The sequence below is a fragment of the Pseudoalteromonas sp. Z1A6 genome (genome assembly GCF_011378745.1).
Classification (GTDB): Bacteria; Pseudomonadota; Gammaproteobacteria; order Enterobacterales; family Alteromonadaceae; genus Pseudoalteromonas; species Pseudoalteromonas arctica.
Genome location: NZ_WTKW01000032.1, coordinates 1 through 20055 on the forward strand (window position 1 = coordinate 1; position 20055 = coordinate 20055).

19 protein-coding genes are annotated in these 20055 nt (G+C 39.5%); 10 read left to right on the top strand and 9 right to left on the bottom strand.

The window, feature by feature from the left end; all coding sequences use genetic code 11:
* Positions 1-8 precede the first annotated feature (8 nt).
* From ruvX to GQR46_RS03650, 6 genes are all read right to left on the bottom strand, one after another.
* Complete coding sequence (gene ruvX / locus GQR46_RS03625) at positions 9-458, bottom strand: Holliday junction resolvase RuvX (protein ID WP_165739973.1); 450 nt, start codon at positions 456-458, stop codon at positions 9-11.
* Between the two features lie 38 nt (positions 459-496).
* Entirely contained in the window at positions 497-1054 is a 558-nt protein-coding gene (locus tag GQR46_RS03630; RefSeq protein WP_007585401.1) for a YqgE/AlgH family protein, read from the bottom strand.
* Positions 1055-1213: 159 nt separating this feature from the next.
* Entirely contained in the window at positions 1214-2164 is a 951-nt protein-coding gene (gshB, locus tag GQR46_RS03635; protein WP_165739975.1) for a glutathione synthase, read from the bottom strand.
* 54 nt (positions 2165-2218) lie between these two features.
* Complete coding sequence (gene rsmE / locus GQR46_RS03640) at positions 2219-2953, bottom strand: 16S rRNA (uracil(1498)-N(3))-methyltransferase (protein WP_007585397.1); 735 nt, start codon at positions 2951-2953, stop codon at positions 2219-2221.
* Between the two features lie 69 nt (positions 2954-3022).
* A complete protein-coding gene (locus GQR46_RS03645; protein WP_165739977.1) occupies positions 3023-3523 on the bottom strand; it encodes a hypothetical protein in 501 nt (166 codons plus the stop codon).
* Between the two features lie 62 nt (positions 3524-3585).
* Positions 3586-4479 carry a hypothetical protein gene (locus GQR46_RS03650; protein ID WP_007585393.1) on the bottom strand — a complete coding sequence of 298 codons (894 nt, stop codon included), beginning with the start codon at positions 4477-4479 and terminating at the stop codon, positions 3586-3588.
* A 77-nt stretch (positions 4480-4556) separates the two neighbouring features.
* On the opposite strand from GQR46_RS03650, the gene glnE reads away from it, so the two are divergent.
* Positions 4557-7352: a bifunctional [glutamate--ammonia ligase]-adenylyl-L-tyrosine phosphorylase/[glutamate--ammonia-ligase] adenylyltransferase gene (gene glnE / locus GQR46_RS03655; RefSeq protein WP_165739980.1), complete on the top strand. Its 2796-nt coding sequence runs from the start codon at positions 4557-4559 to the stop codon at positions 7350-7352.
* Between the two features lie 80 nt (positions 7353-7432).
* On the opposite strand, the gene GQR46_RS03660 is transcribed toward glnE, so the two are convergent.
* The 3 genes from GQR46_RS03660 to tolC all read right to left on the bottom strand — a co-directional run bounded on the left by GQR46_RS03660 (position 7433) and on the right by tolC (position 10442).
* The gene (locus GQR46_RS03660; RefSeq protein ID WP_101163672.1) at positions 7433-8005 is read right to left on the bottom strand and encodes a toxin co-regulated pilus biosynthesis Q family protein; all 573 of its coding nucleotides are present in this window, start codon (positions 8003-8005) and stop codon (positions 7433-7435) included.
* A 41-nt stretch (positions 8006-8046) separates the two neighbouring features.
* A complete protein-coding gene (gene lpxL / locus GQR46_RS03665) occupies positions 8047-8976 on the bottom strand; it encodes an LpxL/LpxP family Kdo(2)-lipid IV(A) lauroyl/palmitoleoyl acyltransferase (RefSeq protein WP_165727196.1) in 930 nt (309 codons plus the stop codon).
* 110 nt (positions 8977-9086) lie between these two features.
* The gene (tolC, locus tag GQR46_RS03670) at positions 9087-10442 is read right to left on the bottom strand and encodes an outer membrane channel protein TolC (protein WP_165739981.1); all 1356 of its coding nucleotides are present in this window, start codon (positions 10440-10442) and stop codon (positions 9087-9089) included.
* A gap of 151 nt (positions 10443-10593) precedes the next feature.
* Between tolC and GQR46_RS03675 the strand changes: the two genes are divergently transcribed.
* The 9 genes from GQR46_RS03675 to rraB all read left to right on the top strand — a co-directional run bounded on the left by GQR46_RS03675 (position 10594) and on the right by rraB (position 19660).
* A complete protein-coding gene (locus GQR46_RS03675) occupies positions 10594-11220 on the top strand; it encodes an NUDIX domain-containing protein (RefSeq protein ID WP_165739983.1) in 627 nt (208 codons plus the stop codon).
* Positions 11221-11246: 26 nt separating this feature from the next.
* Entirely contained in the window at positions 11247-11705 is a 459-nt protein-coding gene (locus tag GQR46_RS03680; protein ID WP_007585381.1) for a DUF1249 domain-containing protein, read from the top strand.
* Complete coding sequence (locus GQR46_RS03685; RefSeq protein ID WP_165727198.1) at positions 11692-12477, top strand: metallophosphoesterase; 786 nt, start codon at positions 11692-11694, stop codon at positions 12475-12477. Before GQR46_RS03680 ends, GQR46_RS03685 begins: the two co-directional genes overlap by 14 nt.
* On the top strand, positions 12462-13022 hold the full coding sequence (locus tag GQR46_RS03690; RefSeq protein ID WP_165739985.1) for a YqiA/YcfP family alpha/beta fold hydrolase: 561 nt from the start codon (positions 12462-12464) through the stop codon (positions 13020-13022). The genes GQR46_RS03685 and GQR46_RS03690 overlap by 16 nt, the downstream gene beginning before the upstream one ends.
* Before the next feature lie 108 nt (positions 13023-13130).
* Complete coding sequence (parE, locus tag GQR46_RS03695; RefSeq protein WP_024590690.1) at positions 13131-15020, top strand: DNA topoisomerase IV subunit B; 1890 nt, start codon at positions 13131-13133, stop codon at positions 15018-15020.
* 29 nt (positions 15021-15049) lie between these two features.
* Positions 15050-16144 (top strand): PQQ-dependent sugar dehydrogenase, encoded by a 1095-nt coding sequence (locus tag GQR46_RS03700; RefSeq protein WP_165727199.1) that lies wholly within the window; start codon positions 15050-15052, stop codon positions 16142-16144.
* Positions 16145-16154: 10 nt separating this feature from the next.
* Positions 16155-18449 (top strand): DNA topoisomerase IV subunit A, encoded by a 2295-nt coding sequence (gene parC, locus GQR46_RS03705; RefSeq protein WP_010553285.1) that lies wholly within the window; start codon positions 16155-16157, stop codon positions 18447-18449.
* 162 nt (positions 18450-18611) lie between these two features.
* A complete protein-coding gene (locus GQR46_RS03710; RefSeq protein ID WP_024590693.1) occupies positions 18612-19325 on the top strand; it encodes a 1-acylglycerol-3-phosphate O-acyltransferase in 714 nt (237 codons plus the stop codon).
* Complete coding sequence (gene rraB / locus GQR46_RS03715; RefSeq protein WP_007585369.1) at positions 19325-19660, top strand: ribonuclease E inhibitor RraB; 336 nt, start codon at positions 19325-19327, stop codon at positions 19658-19660. The genes GQR46_RS03710 and rraB overlap by 1 nt, the downstream gene beginning before the upstream one ends.
* Positions 19661-20055: the final 395 nt, after the last annotated feature.

Genomic DNA, 20055 nt, shown 5'->3' on the forward strand with positions numbered 1-20055 from the left:
TAATCTGTTTATTCACCGTAACTAGACTCAAAAAAACTTTCTAAAATAATAACCGCAGACATATTATCTACGTTACCTTTGCCTAAGTTTTTATAGCCACCACTTTCAAAAAGTCGCGCTTTAGCATCCGCAGTCGTTAAACGCTCGTCTTGTGTTTGCACTGGAATGCCATAATGATTATGTAATCTGTTGGCAAACTTTTTTGCTTTAAAGGTAACCTCTTGTGACGTTCCATCCATATTTAGTGGTAAGCCAACAACCATTAAGTCAGGCTGCCATTCGGTTACTTGTACAGCAATATTGTCCCAGTTAGGAATGCCATCTTGTGCTTTTACAGCTTTAAGGCTAGACGCGCTGCCTGTTAGCTCTTGCCCAATAGCAATACCAATACTTTTGGTGCCAAAGTCAAAGCCCATTACAGTGCGTTCGCCTTGCGGCTTAAGCGATTTTTTTGTCATGTGTATCTTGTTTAAGTTTGCTAAGGGTTAAATTACTATTATGCGTGACCAGCTTCAGGGCTGAGTTGGCTAATATCAAAGCCCAACATTGAAACTGCTTTTTCCCATCGTTTTTCAACGGGGGTGTCAAAAATGATCTTCGGATCGGCTTCTATGATCAACCAACTGTTATCAAGTAACTCTTGTTCGAGTTGTCCTTGCTCCCATCCTGAATAACCCAATGTAATAATAAATTGTTCAGGTGCTTGTGCGGTAGTTAAGCTTGCTAAAACATCTTTTGAGGTAGTGATCATAATATCGCTACTGAGTTTTTGGCTTGCTGAATAACCTGATTGAGGAGAGTGCAAAACAAAACCACGGTCAGTTTTAACGGGTCCGCCTGCAAACACACTTACTTTTGCTGCGTTTTGAGTTTTGTCGTTATCAATTTCTATTTTATCTAAAAGTTCGCCAACAGTAACATCAATAGGTTGGTTTATTACCAAGCCCATAGCCCCATCTTCATTGTGCTCACAAATATAGGTAACAGCACGTTTAAAAAAAGGGTCTTGCATCGACGGCATCGCGATTAAAAAATGATTTTCTAATGACTGCATAGATTTCACCCTTTTTAGTTAATGAACTTTGAGTATGGCACATACCTTTGTTTTTAAAACTAAAAAAGCACTTTCATACAGTTTAAAAATTAATAGTTAATAACTATATTAAAATTTATGACACAAAAGTGCTTTTAATAACGATAGGTAGATACTTATTTATCTAGCTAGCTTTCTTTCAATGGCATCAAACAAAATACCTGTAATAGAAATATCATAAGCAGCTTCAATTTCGCGTACGCACGTTGGTGCAGTTACGTTAATTTCAGTTAATTTATCGCCAATAATATCTAAACCTACAAATATTAAGCCTTTTTCTTTAAGCGTTGGTGCAACCGCTTGCGCTATTTTTAAATCTGACTCGCTAAGTGGACGCGCTTCGCCTCGACCGCCAACAGCTAAATTACCGCGTGTTTCACCATTTTGTGGAATTCGCGCTAAACAATACGGAATAACCTCACCATCAATAACCAATACGCGCTTGTCGCCTTGTTTGATCTCTGGGATGTAATTTTGCACCATAGCAAAGCGGCTGCCGTGCTCGGTTAGCGTTTCACAAATTACACCAATGTTGGCATCGTCTTCTCTAAGGCGGAAAATAGATGCGCCACCCATGCCATCAAGGGGTTTTAAAATAATGTCTTTATGCTGCGCTAAAAACTCACGAATTTGTTTTTGGCTACGTGTAACAAGTGTGTCTGGCGTATGTTCGCTAAACCATGCTGTAAATAGCTTTTCGTTAGCATCGCGAAGGCTTTGTGGCTTGTTAATTATTAACGTACCTTCTTGTTCTGCACGCTCTAAAATATACGTCGCGTAAATGTATTCGGTATCAAAAGGAGGATCTTTTCGCATTAAAATAACATCAAGGTCGGCAAGGGCTATAGTGGCTTTTTCTTCAAGCTCGTACCATTTTTCTGCATTATTAAACACTTGCGCTTTAGACGCTGTAGCGTACGACTTACCTTTACGAAGAGATAAATCATCCATCTCCATATAATAAATTTCGTAGCCGCGTTCTTGCGCTTGCATCATCATTGCAAAACCGGTGTCTTTTTTGATGTTAAATCCACTAATAGGATCTGAAATAATACCTAACTTAATTGCCATGCGCTGTGCCTTACTATAAATGTTACTGTTTATATGAGGGTGCTTTTAGTTATTTCAATTAGCTAAATCGCCAAATTGAAGTTGTAATGCACTTAAGACCGTTAAAGCGGCTGTTTCCGTTCGTAAAACGCGCGGGCCTAAGCGAATATCCACAAATTCTAGTTGTTTAGTTAGTGCCATTTCATCGTCGGTAAAGCCACCTTCTGGGCCGACTAAAAAGCGTACGCCATCTTTAGGTACCGTAATGGTTTTAATGCTGTGCTCAGCACGAGGATGAAGAGTGAGCTTAATTGCATTGGTTTGTTGTGCAAGCCATTGTTTTAAATCTACAGGAGGATGAATAATTGGCACAAAATTACGCCCAGATTGCTCTGCCGCTGCTATTGCAATTTTTTGCCATTGTTGGTGTTTTTTCTCAAGACGATCGCCCATTAGTTTCACGCCACAGCGCTGACTAAAAATAGGGGTGATTTCGGTAATGCCCAGTTCAACTGACTTTTGAATTGTAAAATCCATTTTATCACCACGGGATACACACTGGCCTAAATGAATTTTAAGCGGGGATTCTACATCATGAGGATTAAGCTCTAATGGCATTACGACGACTGTTTTTTTTGTTACCTCAATTATTTCACTAAGGTATTCGCCGCCTTCGCCATTAAAAATAGATACATGCTCGCCTACTTTCATGCGCAGCACTCTGCCAATATGCCCTGCAGCATCGTCATCTAAAGTTACAGGGGTGTTTAGGGCAATACTCGATGTTTGATAAATATGAGGAACTCGCATAGGGCGTCACTTATTACTTAGCGTAAAAATATATACTGCTATGGTAAGTAAGCTGGGAGCTGTGCGCAATTATTTATTTTTATTAAGTTGCTCTGCAAGGTCTATTAAATCTTGTGGTGTGTGCGCTATATCGTGGTGATTTTGCGAAGGTTCTGTTAACGTCTCGTCAGTAACTAGGCTTAGTGTATAGCCTGTATCATCAAAGCTTATTAAAAAGCGCTTTTCATGTAACGAGTTATAAATAAAGCGTTGTTTATCGCTTGCTAGTAAGTAATCGGTACTATTAAAAAGGACTCCGTGTAAATCGTGATGCTCTTTTAGATAGTTAATTAATTCAGAAACGCTTATTTCGTTTTCAAGGTCGCAATAACTATAGTCTTTAATAAGTTCGTCAAACATCATTTTTACTAACTGGCGGGTATTACTGCCTGCGGCAATAAGCGTACTCGCTTTTGTTTTACCATTATTATTTACATAGTATTCGGCAAATGCTCGGCTAAATTCGTTGTCTATGTCAATTAACAAGTAATTCGTTATTTCAAGTGGCATAGAGCTAGGACCTTGTTGCATTTAAGTAATTACCATTATTACTTAAATGCAGACTTTTAATGGCTGTATTTTAGTAAAAAGGTCTAAAGAGAAAACATGCTAATAAGTAAATAGCCTATAGCACAAAAAACAGCAAACTCTATACATGCTACCCCAATATTATCTTGATGGTCTATTTCAAGAGCCGTATCAATATTTGGTAAAGAGATAACTTTTATCACATACGTTAAGCTGTAAAGCAGTATCCACATTACACCGCAATGCATAACGAGTGTAAATATGTTTTCTACCATTTTACCGTTTTGAAATGCTGCGCTAGATAAACCAGCATACACAGCCAATGCTAAACCGATTGATTTGCCAGCATACCTTATACCAATAGATGTATTCTCTAGGTTAAAGTTACTTTGTAGCGAAGCTCCTTGATTTGCTTTTGCAAAACGGTGTTCTCGTATTTTACTATCCAGTGCAAACATTCCCTGAAGCGTAAAAAAGCTAACACAAGCAATAAGTAAGTTGCTGAATCCTTGGGTGTGCGTCCACGTGTACAAGCCAAGTGCGATAATACAGTTAGCGATTAACATGCCTGAATCTACCAATGCAGCACATACATTTTGTTTTAGTATGGCAGCTTCTTCGTTAAACCTGTGAAGTATCCATTTTCTGTGAATTAAATGACCCACTTTTATAAAAGTGAATAAAAGAATAATAATAATTAACACTTTTAACGGGTTTGACTGTGCGGTACTTATGCTTATTTCGTCAAATAAGAAAGCCATAGTGGCTATAACAACTGATATTTCAGATGCAAAACTAATACCCATGGCAAAGTTGTCGTGTTGTGCTAGCTCATCTTTAAGCGCTTGTTTTGCTTTGATTTGAGTGACAACTCGTAAACAAAAAATAGTTATGCAAATAACCGCAAAACTAATGGCAATCGCAATAAAACTAGTGTTAGATAAAGACAAATATGACATGGTGATCCTAATTAAGTTAACCTTTCTAGGTTTTAATCATTCTAGTACGGTTATTGATGATATAAAAGAGAGGATTGATGAGTAACGTAAAGCAACTTCCTATTCAATTACAAAAACTTGGCTTGATGCGCTTTGAACAGTTATACCTGCAGCAAAGTAAACAAAGTGAAGTTGTAAGGTTATTAGCATTAAGCGACTTTGCTTGGCGCAGTTTAGAATCACAACCTGATTTAAATACTTGGCTATTATGCAAAGACGAAATACAAAATAGAGTAATAGATTCTCCTTTTAAAAACCTTAACTTAGCTGACATTGATGAAGTACAGTGCCATAAAGTACTTCGCCAATATCGTGAAAAGTACTGGCTCAAAGTCGCCTTTTTAGATTTATGCTGTAACAATCCCATTGCCGATAGTATTAATTACATAAGCCAACTGGCTGACATGCTAATAAATAGTGCTAACCAATGGGCGCATGCACAGGTGGCAAAAGTAAATGGTGAGCCGCTTGATGAGCAAAACCAAGCAATGCCGTTAATGGTGTTGGGTATGGGAAAACTTGGCGGACAAGAGCTAAATTACTCCTCTGATATTGATCTCATTTTTGCATATCCGCGCAGTACAAAAACCCAAGGTGGCCGCAGAAGCCTTGAGGCTCAAGTATTTTATACCAAAGTTGCACAAAAGCTCATTGCATCACTTAACCAAGCCACCGGTGACGGGCAGGTATTTAGGGTTGATATGCGCCTACGCCCGTTTGGCGAAAGTGGCCCTTTGGTTATGAGCTTTAATGCCATTGAAGATTACTACCAAGAACAAGGTCGCGACTGGGAACGCTACGCGATGTTAAAAGGGCGCTTAATTGGCACGCCTAACAAATATTGGGATGAATTTATTAAGCTTTTAAAGCCGTTTGTTTATCGCCGGTATATTGATTTTTCGGTGATTGAATCTTTGCGTAAAATGAAGTTAATGATTGCACAAGAGGTTCGCCGTAAACGCTTAACTAATAATATAAAACTAGGCGCTGGTGGTATTCGTGAAGTTGAATTTATAGTGCAAGCCCTGCAAATGGTACGAGGTGGGCGAGAGGCTAATTTACAAACTCAATCATTACTTAAAGCATTAAATGAGCTGGCACTTAACCAAGTTATAGATGAGCAAGAAGCGAGCGAGCTTAAACGCAATTACCTTTATTTGCGAAAAGTTGAACAGTACTTACAAATATTTGACGATCAGCAAACGCAAACACTCCCCGATGATGAATTGAACCAGCAGCGCTTAAATTTATTATTAGAACAAGCTGATTTTTCTGCCACTTTAATCACTATTGAAAAGGTAATGAAGCAAGTTAACGGCGAGTTTGCACTCGTTATTGGTGAAGAAACCGCGCCACTAGATACCTGTGAAGGTGCATTTATTAGTGCTTGGGATCATGGTGATGTGAGCTTTCTAAAAGAGGCTAGAGATGAATGGCAAACACCCCTTAACGATTTTAAATTAAGGCTGTCTAAGGTCAACATAGGTAACCGAGGGCGTGAAACCCTTGATAAATTAATGCCTGTTTTATTGAGCCAGTTAAATGACTTTAATGCCAGCGCAGCTGCTTTTACGATGGTTTGCCAAATTTTTAATAAGATAATTTCACGTACTGCTTATTTAGAATTGCTGTACGAAAACCAAGGTGCATTAAAGCAACTTGTTTTACTGTGTTGTCATAGCAAATGGATAGGCGAGCATATTTCTCGCTACCCCATATTGCTAGATGAGCTAATAGACCCGGCTGTTCTTTATAAACCGACACCATTAACCGCTTATAAAGATGAAATAAGACAGTATTTTTTACGAATAGAGCATGACGATTTAGAACTGCAAATGGAGTCGCTTAGGCAATTTAAGCAAACGCATCAATTACGAATTGCTGCTGCCGATGCAACCGGTGTTCTTGATGTGATGAAAGTAAGCGATCACTTAACCGTACTGGCCGAAGCGATTGTTGATCAAGCTGTTAATATTGCATGGCATAACACCGTTAAGCGTTTTGGTATGCCCCCTGGCACTGATGATGAAAACAAAGGTTTTGCTGTTATTGCATATGGTAAAACAGGCGGCTTAGAAGTAGGGTACGACTCAGATTTAGATTTGGTGTTTGTGCATAATCATGATGGCTCAAGCCAAACCAATGGTGAAAAACCGATAGATTCTCGCCAGTTTTATTTAAAACTCGCTCAGCGCTTAATGCATTTATTTAATACTCGTACTGCATCGGGTATTTTGTATGAGCTTGATACGCGATTACGCCCTGAAGGTGCATCAGGTTTACTTGCTATCAATTTAGAGAGCTTTAATCACTATCAGCAAACTCAAGCATGGACGTGGGAACATCAAGCACTTGTGCGGGCTCGGTTAATTTTGGGCCAAGACGATCTTATAGAGCGTTTTTCACAAATTCGTAAAAGTATTCTTTGCCAACAGCGCGATGATACCGTGTTAAAAGCCGATGTAATAAAAATGCGCGAAAAAATGCGCGACCATCTAGCGAAAGGAAATACTGAACAATTTGATTTAAAACAAGATATTGGCGGTATGGCTGATATTGAGTTTATTACGCAATATTTAGTACTTAAACACGCGAATGAGTTTGAGCAGCTTACCGTTTATTCAGATAACGTAAGAATATTAACGGATGCAGCAAATATAGGCTGTATTACTAAAGAGCAAAAACAGCAGTTGATCAAAGCGTATATTGATTATCGCTCGTGTTATCACGTGCTGAGCTTGGATCAAAAAGGCAAATTGATCTCGCGAGAAGCTTTTTTACAAGATATTACTAACGTAACGAATATTTGGAATAGTATTTTTGAATTGAATTGAATTGAATTGAATTGAATTGAATTGAATTGTAAAACCCAAGCGCTTGCTTGGGTTTTTTGTACGTGTAAACCCTTAAACCCTTAAACCTTTAGCTTTAAACAGTTTGTTCGCACAAATTCTGATGGTAACTCTGTAATAACCGCTGCTCTTTGTTTGTGGCAAAAGTAAGTGTAAACCTCATGCTCAAAGTCGTCATTTATAGCACGACCAATTTGATAAAGTGCTGAAGTAAAGTTGCTGTCTACTCTAAAATGATCTTTAACTACGTAGTCTTTACTTAAATACCAGTAAAGCTCAATACCTTCATTTTTAGCATATTGATAGAGTACGTCTTTAAGTGTTGTGCCATTTTCAAAGCGCCTAGGTTCAACTTCTCCAGTCCAAGTGGTCGGCATTGGATCAACTGTTCGCGCACGTTCCGCTAATACTCTATCCAAGGTTTGTTCTGGTGTTTTAAGTTTTAAAACAAATTGATCTCGTTCTTTATTACTTTTTACTTGGTTACGAATAGAGGAGTAAAAACGTGATAATCCTTCGGCAGCTGCATTTTTAGATTTTTTAATATCAAATAAAGAACCATCACTCAACAAAAAGTATACGGCGAGTGCTATTAGTACAGCTGCAAATGATAAATGCCTAATCCAAAACCACATGATTATTACCCACCTTATTTGTTCCTATTATTGTTATACCATTACTTTTTATAAAAAGAAGGGGCATTTTTATCAGGTCGAGTTTTAAAACGACGGTGTAGCCACATATATTGTTCGGGTGCGGCATTAACAGATTGTTCCATGCGTTGATTTACACGTGTTACATCAGCCTTATTATCACCACTGGGGAAGTTTTCAAGCTCTGGCAGTATTTCTAAGTGATATTTACCATTTTCATCACGGCGAGTTATTAAACTCATTGTTTCGCAGTTTTTACTGCCTGCAAACATAAGAGTACCCGTTGTAGTTGCAGCGTCAGGTACTGCGTAAAATGGGACAAATTCACAGCGGTTACGACCGTAATCTTGATCGGGTAAGTAATAACATACCTTTTTATTTTTTAATGCTTTTAGTAAACCTTTTACATCTTTTCGACCGATTAAATATTCGTTAGAGCGAAGGCGCCCATTAGTCGTAAAGTATTCCATTAGTGGGTTGTTATGAGGGCGATAAAAGCCAACACCCTGACACTCTAAGCCCATAATACGGCTAGCCATTTCAAGATGCAGAATATGAGGTACAAGCAATAAAACACCTTTACCAGACGCTTGTACGCGTTCAAAGTGCTCAAGCCCTTTAAAAGACCCTAATGCTTTTTGTGCTCGCCACTGCGGCCACCACCAGGCCATGCCAGTCTCAACCATTGCAATACCGGTGTTTTCCATATTTTTGAGCACAAGGTCTTTTTGATCTGCTTCGCTCATATCAGGAAAACACAGCTTAATATTTACTTCTGCAATATGGCGACGGCGCTTCATAAATTTATGAACTAAGCGACCAAGCTGTTTACCCATTGCCAATTGTAGTTTTTGCGGTAACCAAGAAATTAAATATAAAAATAGAACGCCAATCCACGTTAACCAGTATCGAGGGCCCAAAAAAGTTGCTTTAAAAGGAGATGAGGTGACCACAAAAATATCTCTGAGAATAAAAACGATAGTTTAACGCTAAGCGCTGTAAAATACAAAAAGCCAGCATTTAGCTGGCTTCCAATGTGTTCATACTGCACGAGTAATGAAAATTAAGCGGCTTTTAAACCTTGGTTTATAGCAACTAAATCTGCACTTGTTAATGTACCCGCAGCTTGTTTTAGGCGAAGGGTAGATAACACATAACGGTAACGTACATCAGCAAGGTTACGCTTTGCATCGTACAAATTTTGCGTACTTACTAGTACGTCAACAATGGTACGAGTACCTACTTCAAAACCAGCTTCAGTTGCTTTAAGGGCACTTTGAGCTGAAACAACCGCTTGCTCTAGCGCTTTGTAAGTAGCAATGTCTGAAACAACTTGATTATAAGATGTAATCACTGTGCGAGTTACTGCGCGGTAATTTGTTTCATAGTCTTGGCTCGCACCTACGTAAAACGCACGGGCCTGATTTGTTGCAGCAACTGTTGCACCACCTGAATATAAAGGTACGCTAAAGTTAAGCCCTACAGAGCTTGAGTCTGAACGTGGCTGATCATCAAAGTTAGCGCCATTTATTTGATTGTCTGTAAGAGAATCGCCGTAACTAGCACTTAGGGTTAGCTTTGGGTAATGACCCGCTTTTGCTAATTCAATTTGATCTTTTGCAATATCAACCGTTACTTTAGACACTTGTAGGTTTATATTTTTATCTTCAGCTACTTTAACAAAGTCGCTTGAGCGCTTAGTTGGTTTAGTTGTTGAGAAAGTATCTGTATTTAAAAAGTCTAATTTTTCGTGATATTTACCTGTAATCTCACGAAGTTGCTCACGTGCTGTTTCTACAGCATTACCTGCAATAATTTCTTGAGCTACAGAGTTATCAAACTGAGCTTGCGCTTCGTGTACGTCAGTAATTGCTGTTAAGCCTACCGCATAACGTTGTTTTGTTTGCTCAAGTTGACGTTCAATTGCACGTTTTTCAGCTTCAACAAATTCAAGGTTATCGCTTGCACTTAATACGTTAAAATAACCTTCAGCAACGCGTACAATTAAGTTTTGTTTAGCTGCATCGTATAGGCCGCTCGCTTGAAGCGCTTGCTTGTCGGCAATATCTAACGTATTCCATGCACCTAAATCAAATAATGTTTGGCTTAAGCTTACACCGCGAGTGAATTGGTCTGTATCACTTTCAACTTTTACTTGGTTAGATAAGTCGCCAACGCTTTGGTACGACGTTGCATCGCTTTTTGTATAACCCATAGTTAAACCAATTTGAGGTAATAGTGCACTCATCGCCAAATCGCTTTGGTAAGACTGCGCATCGGCTTGGGCTTTTGCTTTTAAAACAGTAGGATCGTTAGCTGTCGCTATTTCAAAAACTTGTAGTAAATCTTCAGCTTTCACTGCTGTTGCACCTAATGCGCATGATAAACTAACTAGCGCCGCAAGAATGTTCTTTTTCATGTGGGGTTCGGTCCTTAGACAATTTTTGTACTAAAAGCATGTTAACCTGTTTTACTGCATAACAAAAAAAATAATTAGTAAAACAGTATGTTCAAGTGTAACAGAATATATTAACGCATTTTAAAGCTTTAGATAAGTAGGAGGTAGCTACGTGGTTGATAAAAAACTCGTTCAATTTACACATAAAGATGTGAATTTAAAGCCAATAAAAAACCTTTATAAAGGTTTTTTTCAGGTTGATTTATACCAATTTGAACATGCTCTTTTTGAGGGTGGAAAATCTAAAGTAATTAGCCGAGAAATATTAGAACGTGGCGATGCAATTGCAGTACTCCCTTACGATCCAATATCAGATACTGTTCTTTTAATTGAGCAAATACGTATTGGCGCTATTAAAAGCAAGCATTCGCCGTGGCTACTAGAGTGCATAGCCGGAATGACTGACGGCAGCACTGATTACGAATCAGTTGTAAAAAAAGAAGCGTATGAAGAAGCTGGGCTTGAATTAACTGAACTTGAATTTATGCTTTCATACCTATCAAGCCCTGGTGGTACAACTGAGCGCTTGCATTTGTATTTAGCGCGTACTGACTTAAGCCAAGTGAAATCAGGTGTATATGGTCTTGAAACTGAAGGGGAGGATATAAAAACTCACATTCTATCAGTTGATGATGCGCTAATGCGCCTCAATAACGGTGAAATGGATAATGCGGCAACGGTTATTTGTATGCAGTGGCTTGCGCTTAATCGTGAAAAAATGGCAAGTAAATGGGCATAAACTCTTACTAATATTATGGTGGTACTTTGACAGCACAATTAGCAACAAAGCGATATATTCAGAGCCTCCCAAAGTATTTAACACTTTGTGAGCATAACTATGTGCGACTATTAAAGTTGTTACCGAGCGAGCGCAATATAGGAAGCATTCGTGAAGTTAAACTTGGCAACAGTGAGTTTGCTACAAAAATTGATGGCAGCGCAAAATACACCATGGATATTTCAATTAAGCAGCTAACAGGAATGGTTAAAGGGATTACGCCACTGTATTTAACGGTACGCATGTATCACGATGCCAAAGTGGCTGAAATTGTTCATCACGATTACCATCAACGCATAAAACCATCTTATGGATACCCTAACCCTAAAATGCATCAAAAAGATGAAAAGTATCAACTTAATGCTTTTTTATACGACTGGTTAGTGGCCTGTGTAGAGCACGGACAAGCGACGTTGAATTGGGATGTAAATAATGGCTTGGTTTGATGATACATATACATTTGATAAATCATCTTTGTGCATTGCTCATATTACTGACAGTCATTTATTTGCAGACAAATGCGGTGAGTACTTTAATGTAAATACCGCAGATCATTTTGAACAAGCCTTGGCACACATAGCTAAGCAATCAATAGACTGTATTATTTTTGGTGGCGATTTAACACAAGATCATAGTTTTGAATCGTACTTATTATTTAGTGAACTTATAAATGCCAGTGACATTACTTGTCCTGTATTTTGGGTGCCAGGTAATCATGATGAACTAGCAATGCTTAATCGCATAAGTGGTGGGCAAATAAATTCGGCTAAACATATTATTGCTAATGGGATTGAGCTACTTCTTATTAATTCTAAAGGGCCCACGCCCGCAGGATGGGTTACTGGCACGCATTTAGATGAAGTAACGGACGCTTTAGTCAACTCGAATAATAGTAAAGTTATATTTTGTCATCATAATCCGCTGCCAATAAACGGCTACCTTGATAAACACTTATTAGAAAATGGCCCACAGCTTTTAAATATCTTAGTTAATAGTAATAATGTATCTGCGCTTTTTCATGGGCATGTGCACAATGATTACGAACAAAGCTTTAGAGGGCTGCCCATATATGCGACCCCGGCCAGCTCAATACAGTTTGTAAAGCACACTTTAGAGTGGGAGCAAAAAAATGCGGGACCAGCTTACAGAACGCTAAATATAAAGAGTAAAAAAGATAAAGTAGAAGTAAAAACGGAAGTAGTATGGCTAAACGCGTAATTTATATTCATGGCTTTAATAGTTCACAAAAATCATATAAAGCTGTGCGCTTTGGTGAGCTTATGGCAAACTATGACGTTGATTATTGTGTACCGAACTTAAACCACGAGCCCCTACAAGCTATAATTGAGCTTGAACAATTACTAACGCCAAATACCGTTTTATTAGGTAGCTCGTTAGGTGGTTTTTTTGCCACGTATTTATCGCAGCGTTATCAAATTCCTGCAGTGGTTATTAATCCCGCGGTCGCACCCTATAATTTATTACAGTCGTTACTTGGATCTAATTATAATCCGTATCAAGATTATCATTACGATTTAAATAACAGTCATATTGAGGCACTTAAATTACTCGCTGTAGATAAATTAGCATACCCTGAGTTACTGTACTTATTACAGCAAACAGGCGATGAAGTGTTGAACTTTCAACACGCAGTAAAATATTATTCGCAATGCAAGCAATTGATAGAATTTGGTGGCGATCATAGCTACGTTGAATTTGAACGCACCTTTGCAAGTATTGTAGATTTTCTTAAAATCACGTAAAACTAGTTAGCCTGAACTGAGGTTAGTTACTATATTAACGCTTTAGCGCATATAACAATAAAACTAGTAAAACGTATTAGAGCCTTAGCGGATATAAAGACAAAAACTATGAGTGATCAAAATTATAACGCCGAAGCCATTGAAGTACTTAATGGATTAGATCCGGTAAAACGACGCCCAGGGATGTACACAGATACAACACGTCCCAATCATTTAGGCCAAGAGGTTATCGATAACAGTGTCGATGAAGCTATGGCGGGTCATGCTACTCGTATCGACGTAATACTCCACGAAGACAATTCGCTTGAAGTAAGTGATGACGGGCGTGGTATGCCTATTGATATTCACCCAGAAGAAGGTATCCCTGGGGTTGAATTGATCTTCACTAAATTACACGCCGGTGGTAAGTTTTCTAATAAAAACTACCAATTTTCGGGTGGTTTGCACGGAGTAGGTATTTCGGTAGTAAATGCGTTATCTACGCGTGTAGAAGTAACAGTACGACGTGATGCTCAACAATACAGAATGGCATTTGAAAGCGGCGATAAAGTAGAAGACTTAAACGTAATTGGTACAGTCGGTAAGCGTAACACCGGTACTACGGTTCGTTTTTGGGCTGATGTTAGCTACTTTGATTCACCAAACTACTCAATTACCAAGCTTAATCATTTATTAAAAGCCAAAGCCGTTTTGTGCCCAGGACTGCGAATTAAGTTTGTTAATAAGCAAACAAAAGAAACCCAAGAATGGTTTTATGAAACAGGCTTAAAAGACTATTTAGTTGAAGCAATTAAAGGTTTTGAAACATTACCGCAAGACCCGTTTGTTGGCGAATTTAAAAGTTCAATTGAAGGCGCTGACTGGGCTGTTGTATGGCTACCAGAAGGTGGTGAATCAATAGCTGAAAGCTACGTAAACCTTATTCCTACCGCGCAAGGTGGTACGCATGTAAATGGTTTACGCCAAGGTTTGCTTGAAGCAATGCGTGAATTTTGTGAGTTTAGAAACTTACTCCCTCGTGGTGTGAAATTAACGCCTGATGACATTTGGGATCGTTGTAGTTACGTGTTATCGGTTAAAATGCAAGACCCTCAATTTGCCGGTCAAACAAAAGAAAAACTATCATCACGCTCGTGTTCTGCGTTTGTATCGGGGGTTGTAAAAGACTCGTTTAGTTTATGGTTGAATGAACATACTGATACCGCAGAATTATTAGCTGAGTTATGTATTTCAAATGCACAAACTCGCTTGCGTGCAGCTAAAAAAGTAGTGCGTAAACGTGTTACTGCCGGTCCTGCTTTACCGGGTAAACTTACCGATTGTAGCGCTGCTGATAACGACCGTACCGAATTGTTTTTAGTGGAAGGTGATTCTGCTGGTGGCTCTGCTAAACAAGCAAGAGACCGTGAATTTCAGGCTATCATGCCGCTACGTGGTAAAATTTTGAATACCTGGGAAGTTGAGTCAGGCCAAATACTAGCATCACAAGAAGTACACGATATTTCAGTGGCGCTGGGTATTGATCCAGAATCAACCGATATGTCGGCATTACGCTACAATAAAATTTGTATATTGGCCGATGCTGACTCGGATGGACTACACATCGCAACACTATTATGTGCACTGTTTGTTCGCCATTTCCCAGAGTTAGTAAAAACAGGGCATGTGTATGTAGCAATGCCGCCATTATTTAGAATCGATATTGGTAAAGAAGTTTATTACGCACTTGATGAGCAAGAAAAAACCGCTATTTTGGCGCGCATAGAAGCCGAGAAAAAACGCGGAAAAGTAAACGTACAACGATTCAAAGGTCTGGGTGAAATGAACCCGTTACAACTGCGCGAAACCACGATGGATCCAAATACACGACGTTTAGTGCAGCTTACGCTTGATGAAGAAGTAGAAACCATGGAAATGATGGATATGCTGCTTGCTAAGAAACGATCGCCTGATCGTCGTCAATGGTTAGAAGATCATGGTAACAAGGCACTCGTTTAATTACCTGTGCTTAACACTAGGAGAGGCGAATGAAAAAACTACTAGGAAGTTTGCTGTTACTTGGGCTGACTACCGCTCCTGTAATGGCGAAAAATATACTCGATAAGCTCACAGTCGCACCGGGATTTGAAATAAGCTTATTTGCAAATGATGTAGAAAATGCACGTCAAATAGCCGTTTCAAAAAAAGGTATTGTGTATGTTGGCTCTCGCAAAGCGGGCAACGTATATGCGCTTATTGATCATAATAGCGATGGCGTAGCAGATAAAAAAATTGTTGTGGCTAAAGGCCTAAACATGCCCTCTGGCATAGCAATTAAAGATGGCGATTTATACGTAGGTGAAGTGCATCGTATTATTCGCTTTAAAAATATTGATACCCAATTAAAAGATCCAAAATTTGATGTGGTTTATGACGCATTACCGAGCGAGCGTCATCATGGTTGGAAATTTTTACGTTTTGCACCAACGGGCGAGCTAATCATTCCGGTGGGTGTACCGTGTAATATTTGTGCTGAGGATGAACGTTTTGGTCGTATTTTTGCGCTTAATGTAGAAACAAAACAAATAAAAACAATAGCCAAGGGCGTTAGAAACACCGTCGGTTTTGATTTTCATCCAGCTACTCAAGCTTTATGGTTTAGTGATAACGGTCGCGACATGATGGGCGATGATATTCCGCCTGATGAGTTAAACCGTGCAACGCAAGAAGGTGAGCATTTTGGTTTTCCGTATGTTCATGCCGGTGCAATTATTGACCCTGAGTTTGGTGAAGGTAAAAATATTGCCGATTACACGTCGCCAGCTCTTGCACTTGCTGCGCATGTAGCGCCACTGGGTATTCATTTTTATAACGGTAAGCAATTTCCAGCAAGCTATAAGCAACAATTATTTGTTGCTGAACATGGCTCATGGAACCGTTCTAAAAAGTCAGGTTATAAAATAGGGCTAGCAACAATTGAAGTAGGTCGCGTAACTAAATATACGCCATTTATTACTGGCTTTATGAAAGACGAAACAACATTTGGACGCCCTGTTGCATTTGCAGAATTAGGTGACGGCAGTCTGTTAGTAAGCGATGATTACGCCAATGTAATCTACCGTGTAAGCTATAAGAAAAACTAGGTAAGCTTTAATGAGTGATACAGATACCTTGCTAATGCAAGGAATTGAGCAACAAACAATGGGGCGTTTTACCGAAGACGCCTATTTAAATTATTCCATGTACGTGATCATGGACCGCGCCTTACCGCATGTAGGTGATGGTTTAAAACCAGTACAGCGTCGTATTATTTATGCGATGAGCGAGCTGGGTTTGTCGGCTAACGCTAAGTACAAAAAATCAGCCCGTACAGTGGGTGACGTGCTTGGTAAGTACCATCCACACGGCGACAGTGCATGTTACGAAGCGATGGTATTAATGGCGCAGCCGTTTTCTTACCGCTACCCTTTGGTAGATGGACAAGGAAACTGGGGTGCGGCAGATGACCCTAAATCGTTTGCAGCAATGCGTTATACCGAAGCGCGTTTATCTAAGTTTTCAGAAGTACTATTAAAAGAGCTTGGCCAAGGCACCGTAGATTGGACACCAAACTTTGATGGTACAATGGATGAGCCTGTTGTACTGCCTTCTCGTTTACCGCATATTTTACTAAACGGTATAACGGGTATTGCCGTAGGTATGGCAACCGATATTCCGCCACATAACGTACGTGAAGTGGCTAGTGCATGTTGTTTATTACTTGATAAACCAAAAACAGAGCTTGAAGAATTACTTGAGCTTGTACATGCACCAGATTACCCAACAGATGCTGAAATAATTACTCCAAAAGCCGATATTCATAAAATATATAAAACCGGTCGTGGGTCTATCAAAATGCGTGCGGTTTATACCGAAGAGCATGGCGATATTGTTATTACAGCGCTGCCGCATCAATGTTCTGGTGGTAAAGTACTTGAGCAAATTGCAGCGCAAATGAACGCTAAAAAATTACCAATGATTGCCGATTTACGTGACGAGTCAGATCACGAAAATCCAACACGCATTGTAATTATTCCGCGCTCAAACCGCATTAAAGCTGAGCCATTAATGGCGCATTTATTTGCAACCACCGATCTTGAAAAAAATTACCGCGTAAACTTAAACATGCTAGGCCTAGATGGCCGCCCGCAAGTTAAAGACTTACGCTGTATTTTAAGTGAGTGGCTAATATTTAGACGCGAAACAGTGCGTCGTCGTTTGCAGTATCGTTTAGATAAAGTATTAGCACGTCTACATATTTTAGAGGGTTTGCTAGCCGCCTTTTTAAATATTGATGAAGTGATTGAAATCATTCGCAGCGAAGATAAACCAAAGCCTGTATTAATGGAGCGCTTTGATTTAACTGATACGCAGGCAGAAGCAATTCTAGAATTAAAACTTCGTCATTTAGCAAAACTTGAAGAGTTTAAAATTCGTGGTGAGCAAGACGAACTGGCTAAAGAACGTGATAAATTAGCGCAAATTTTGGGCTCAGAACGTCGTATGTCGACACTGCTTAAAAAAGAAATTCAAGAAGCCGCTGAAATGTACGGTGACGATCGTCGCTCACCAGTGATTGAGCGCTCAGAAGCGAAAGCACTTAACGAAAAAGATTTAATTCCGTCAGAGTCAGTTACTGTTGTGCTATCAGACAAAGGCTGGGCACGCGTTGGTAAAGGTCATGACTTAGATGTACAAGGCTTAAATTATCGCTCAGGTGACGGCTTTAGAGCCTCTGCTCGTGGTAAGAGTAATCAACCTGCGGTATTTTTAGATTCAGCAGGGCGGGCGTTTGCAACTGATGCGCACAGTCTACCTTCGGCGCGTAGCCAAGGGGAGCCAATGACAGGTCGTTTTAACTTAACACCAGGCGCTAATTTTGAGCACGTGGTAATGAGTGAAGACGAGCAAGTATTGCTTATGGCGTCAGATGCAGGTTACGGCTTTATTACCGACTTCAAAGACTTGGTTAGTAAAAATAAAAACGGTAAAGCGCTCGTAAGTGTCCCTAAAGGTGGAATATTACTTTCTCCTATTAGAGTGAACGATGTTGCTAGCGATTACTGTATGGCTATTTCTAACGAAGGTCGAATGCTTTTATTCCCGCTGCGAGACTTACCAAAATTAGGTAAGGGTAAAGGTAATAAAATCATCTCTATACCAGGTGCTAAAGTACAAGCCCGTGAAGAGTTTGTAAAAGTGCTTGCTGTTGTACCACTAGGTAGCAGTGTTACGCTTCATGCTGGTAAGCGTAAACTAACACTTAAACCAAGTGATTTAGAGCATTATCATGGTGAGCGAGGACGTAGGGGTAATAAACTACCGCGTGGCTTACAGCGTGTTGACGAAGCTGTTGTTGAGCTAACACCTCAAGATGATGAACCAATAGACGTTATTAGCGAAGAGTAGCCAATTACTTTTTTGTATAAATAAAAACGGTCTGCATTTGCAGGCCGTTTTTGTTTTAAAATAAAGAGCTTAAATATTTCAGCGTACACTTGTGCGCTATTGACTCGTTTGTGTCACAAAATAACGCTATAATAATTATAATTCATTTTTGGAGAAGCCCATTTGCTAGCTGTTATACGCGTTTTTATTATGCTGCTGTTTATATTATTCAGTTGTATTTTTGGTTTATTACTTTCGATTGTAAGACCATTTCACCCTAATAATGTACATATTATAGCGGGTTGGTTTGGCTCAATGGCTAAAATGGTTGGCGTTAAGCTAGTTCTAACACGTCATAAAGATGCCGTTGATCCAGGTCCTGCAGTTTATGTTGCTAATCATCAAAATAGCTACGACTTATTTACAGTGCCAGCAATGGTGCCAAAAAACTGCGTAAGTTTGGGTAAAAAGAGCTTAAAGTGGATCCCATTTTTTGGTCAGCTTTATTGGTTGTCGGGTAATATATTAATAGACAGATCGAATCGCTCCAAAGCGGCAGGAACTATCTCAAAAGCAGCCGAAAAAATTAAAAATAATGGCTTATCTGTATGGATGTTTCCAGAAGGCACACGAAGCTATGGAAGAGGGTTACTACCATTCAAAACGGGTGCATTTCACACCGCAATGAGCGCAGATGTACCCATAATTCCGGTATGTATGAATACAACACATAAAACCATTAAGCTAAATCGTTGGGATAATGGTACAATTCACATCGAAATGTTAGCGCCTATACCGCTTGATAAAGAAATTAGCGCGCGTGAGCATGCTAAAAGCGTGCATAGCATTATGGCTGCTAAAATAACTGAATTAGATGCTCAAGTGAGAGAAAAATAATGGAAAACTGGCGTGAAATAAGTGAAGACATCGTAAGTTCACTACTTGAAGATGGGTCAGACCCTGAAATACTTTATGAAGTAGAGCACCACTTTGTGTGTGAAGACTTTCCTAAGTTAGAGCAAGCTGCACTTGCTGCTTTTAAATTGGGTTACGATGTTGAAGAACCAGCAGAGCTTGAGCTTGAAGACGGTAACAAAATTTGGAGCTTTGACATTGTAGTTGAAGCTGAGCTAGACGTAGACGTTATTATGGAAGACGTTGATAAGCTAGCGCAACTAGCCGTTGAGTGCGAAGTTGAGTACGATGGTTGGGGTACTTACTTTCAAGAGTAATTAGCTGACTGTTATAAAAAAGACGATCATTGCAAAGTGCTCGTCTTTTTTAATGCCTGTAAAAGCGTGCTACCAAACATGCGCTTCCCCTAGGTTTTTTTCTAGGGACGATTAACTCTTTGTTGCCTAAATGGATGTGGTAAGGGGCGTGAACAGGACGCGGAAGCTTTGCTCGGTTTTTACTTATTTTCACATGGAAGTAAGCCAGTAGCGTAACGCAGGAGTAGTTACCGAGCCAGCTAGGTTACAAACCCCGCGCCGCGATTTAACCGCCCCCTAGATTAAACTAATTTCAATCCGCAAAGGACAACATGCCGAGTTCTGCTAAAACTTTTAATTCGAACTAAATCAAATCAACCTTCTAGGTGTTTTCAATAGTTTATTTAAAACTTATT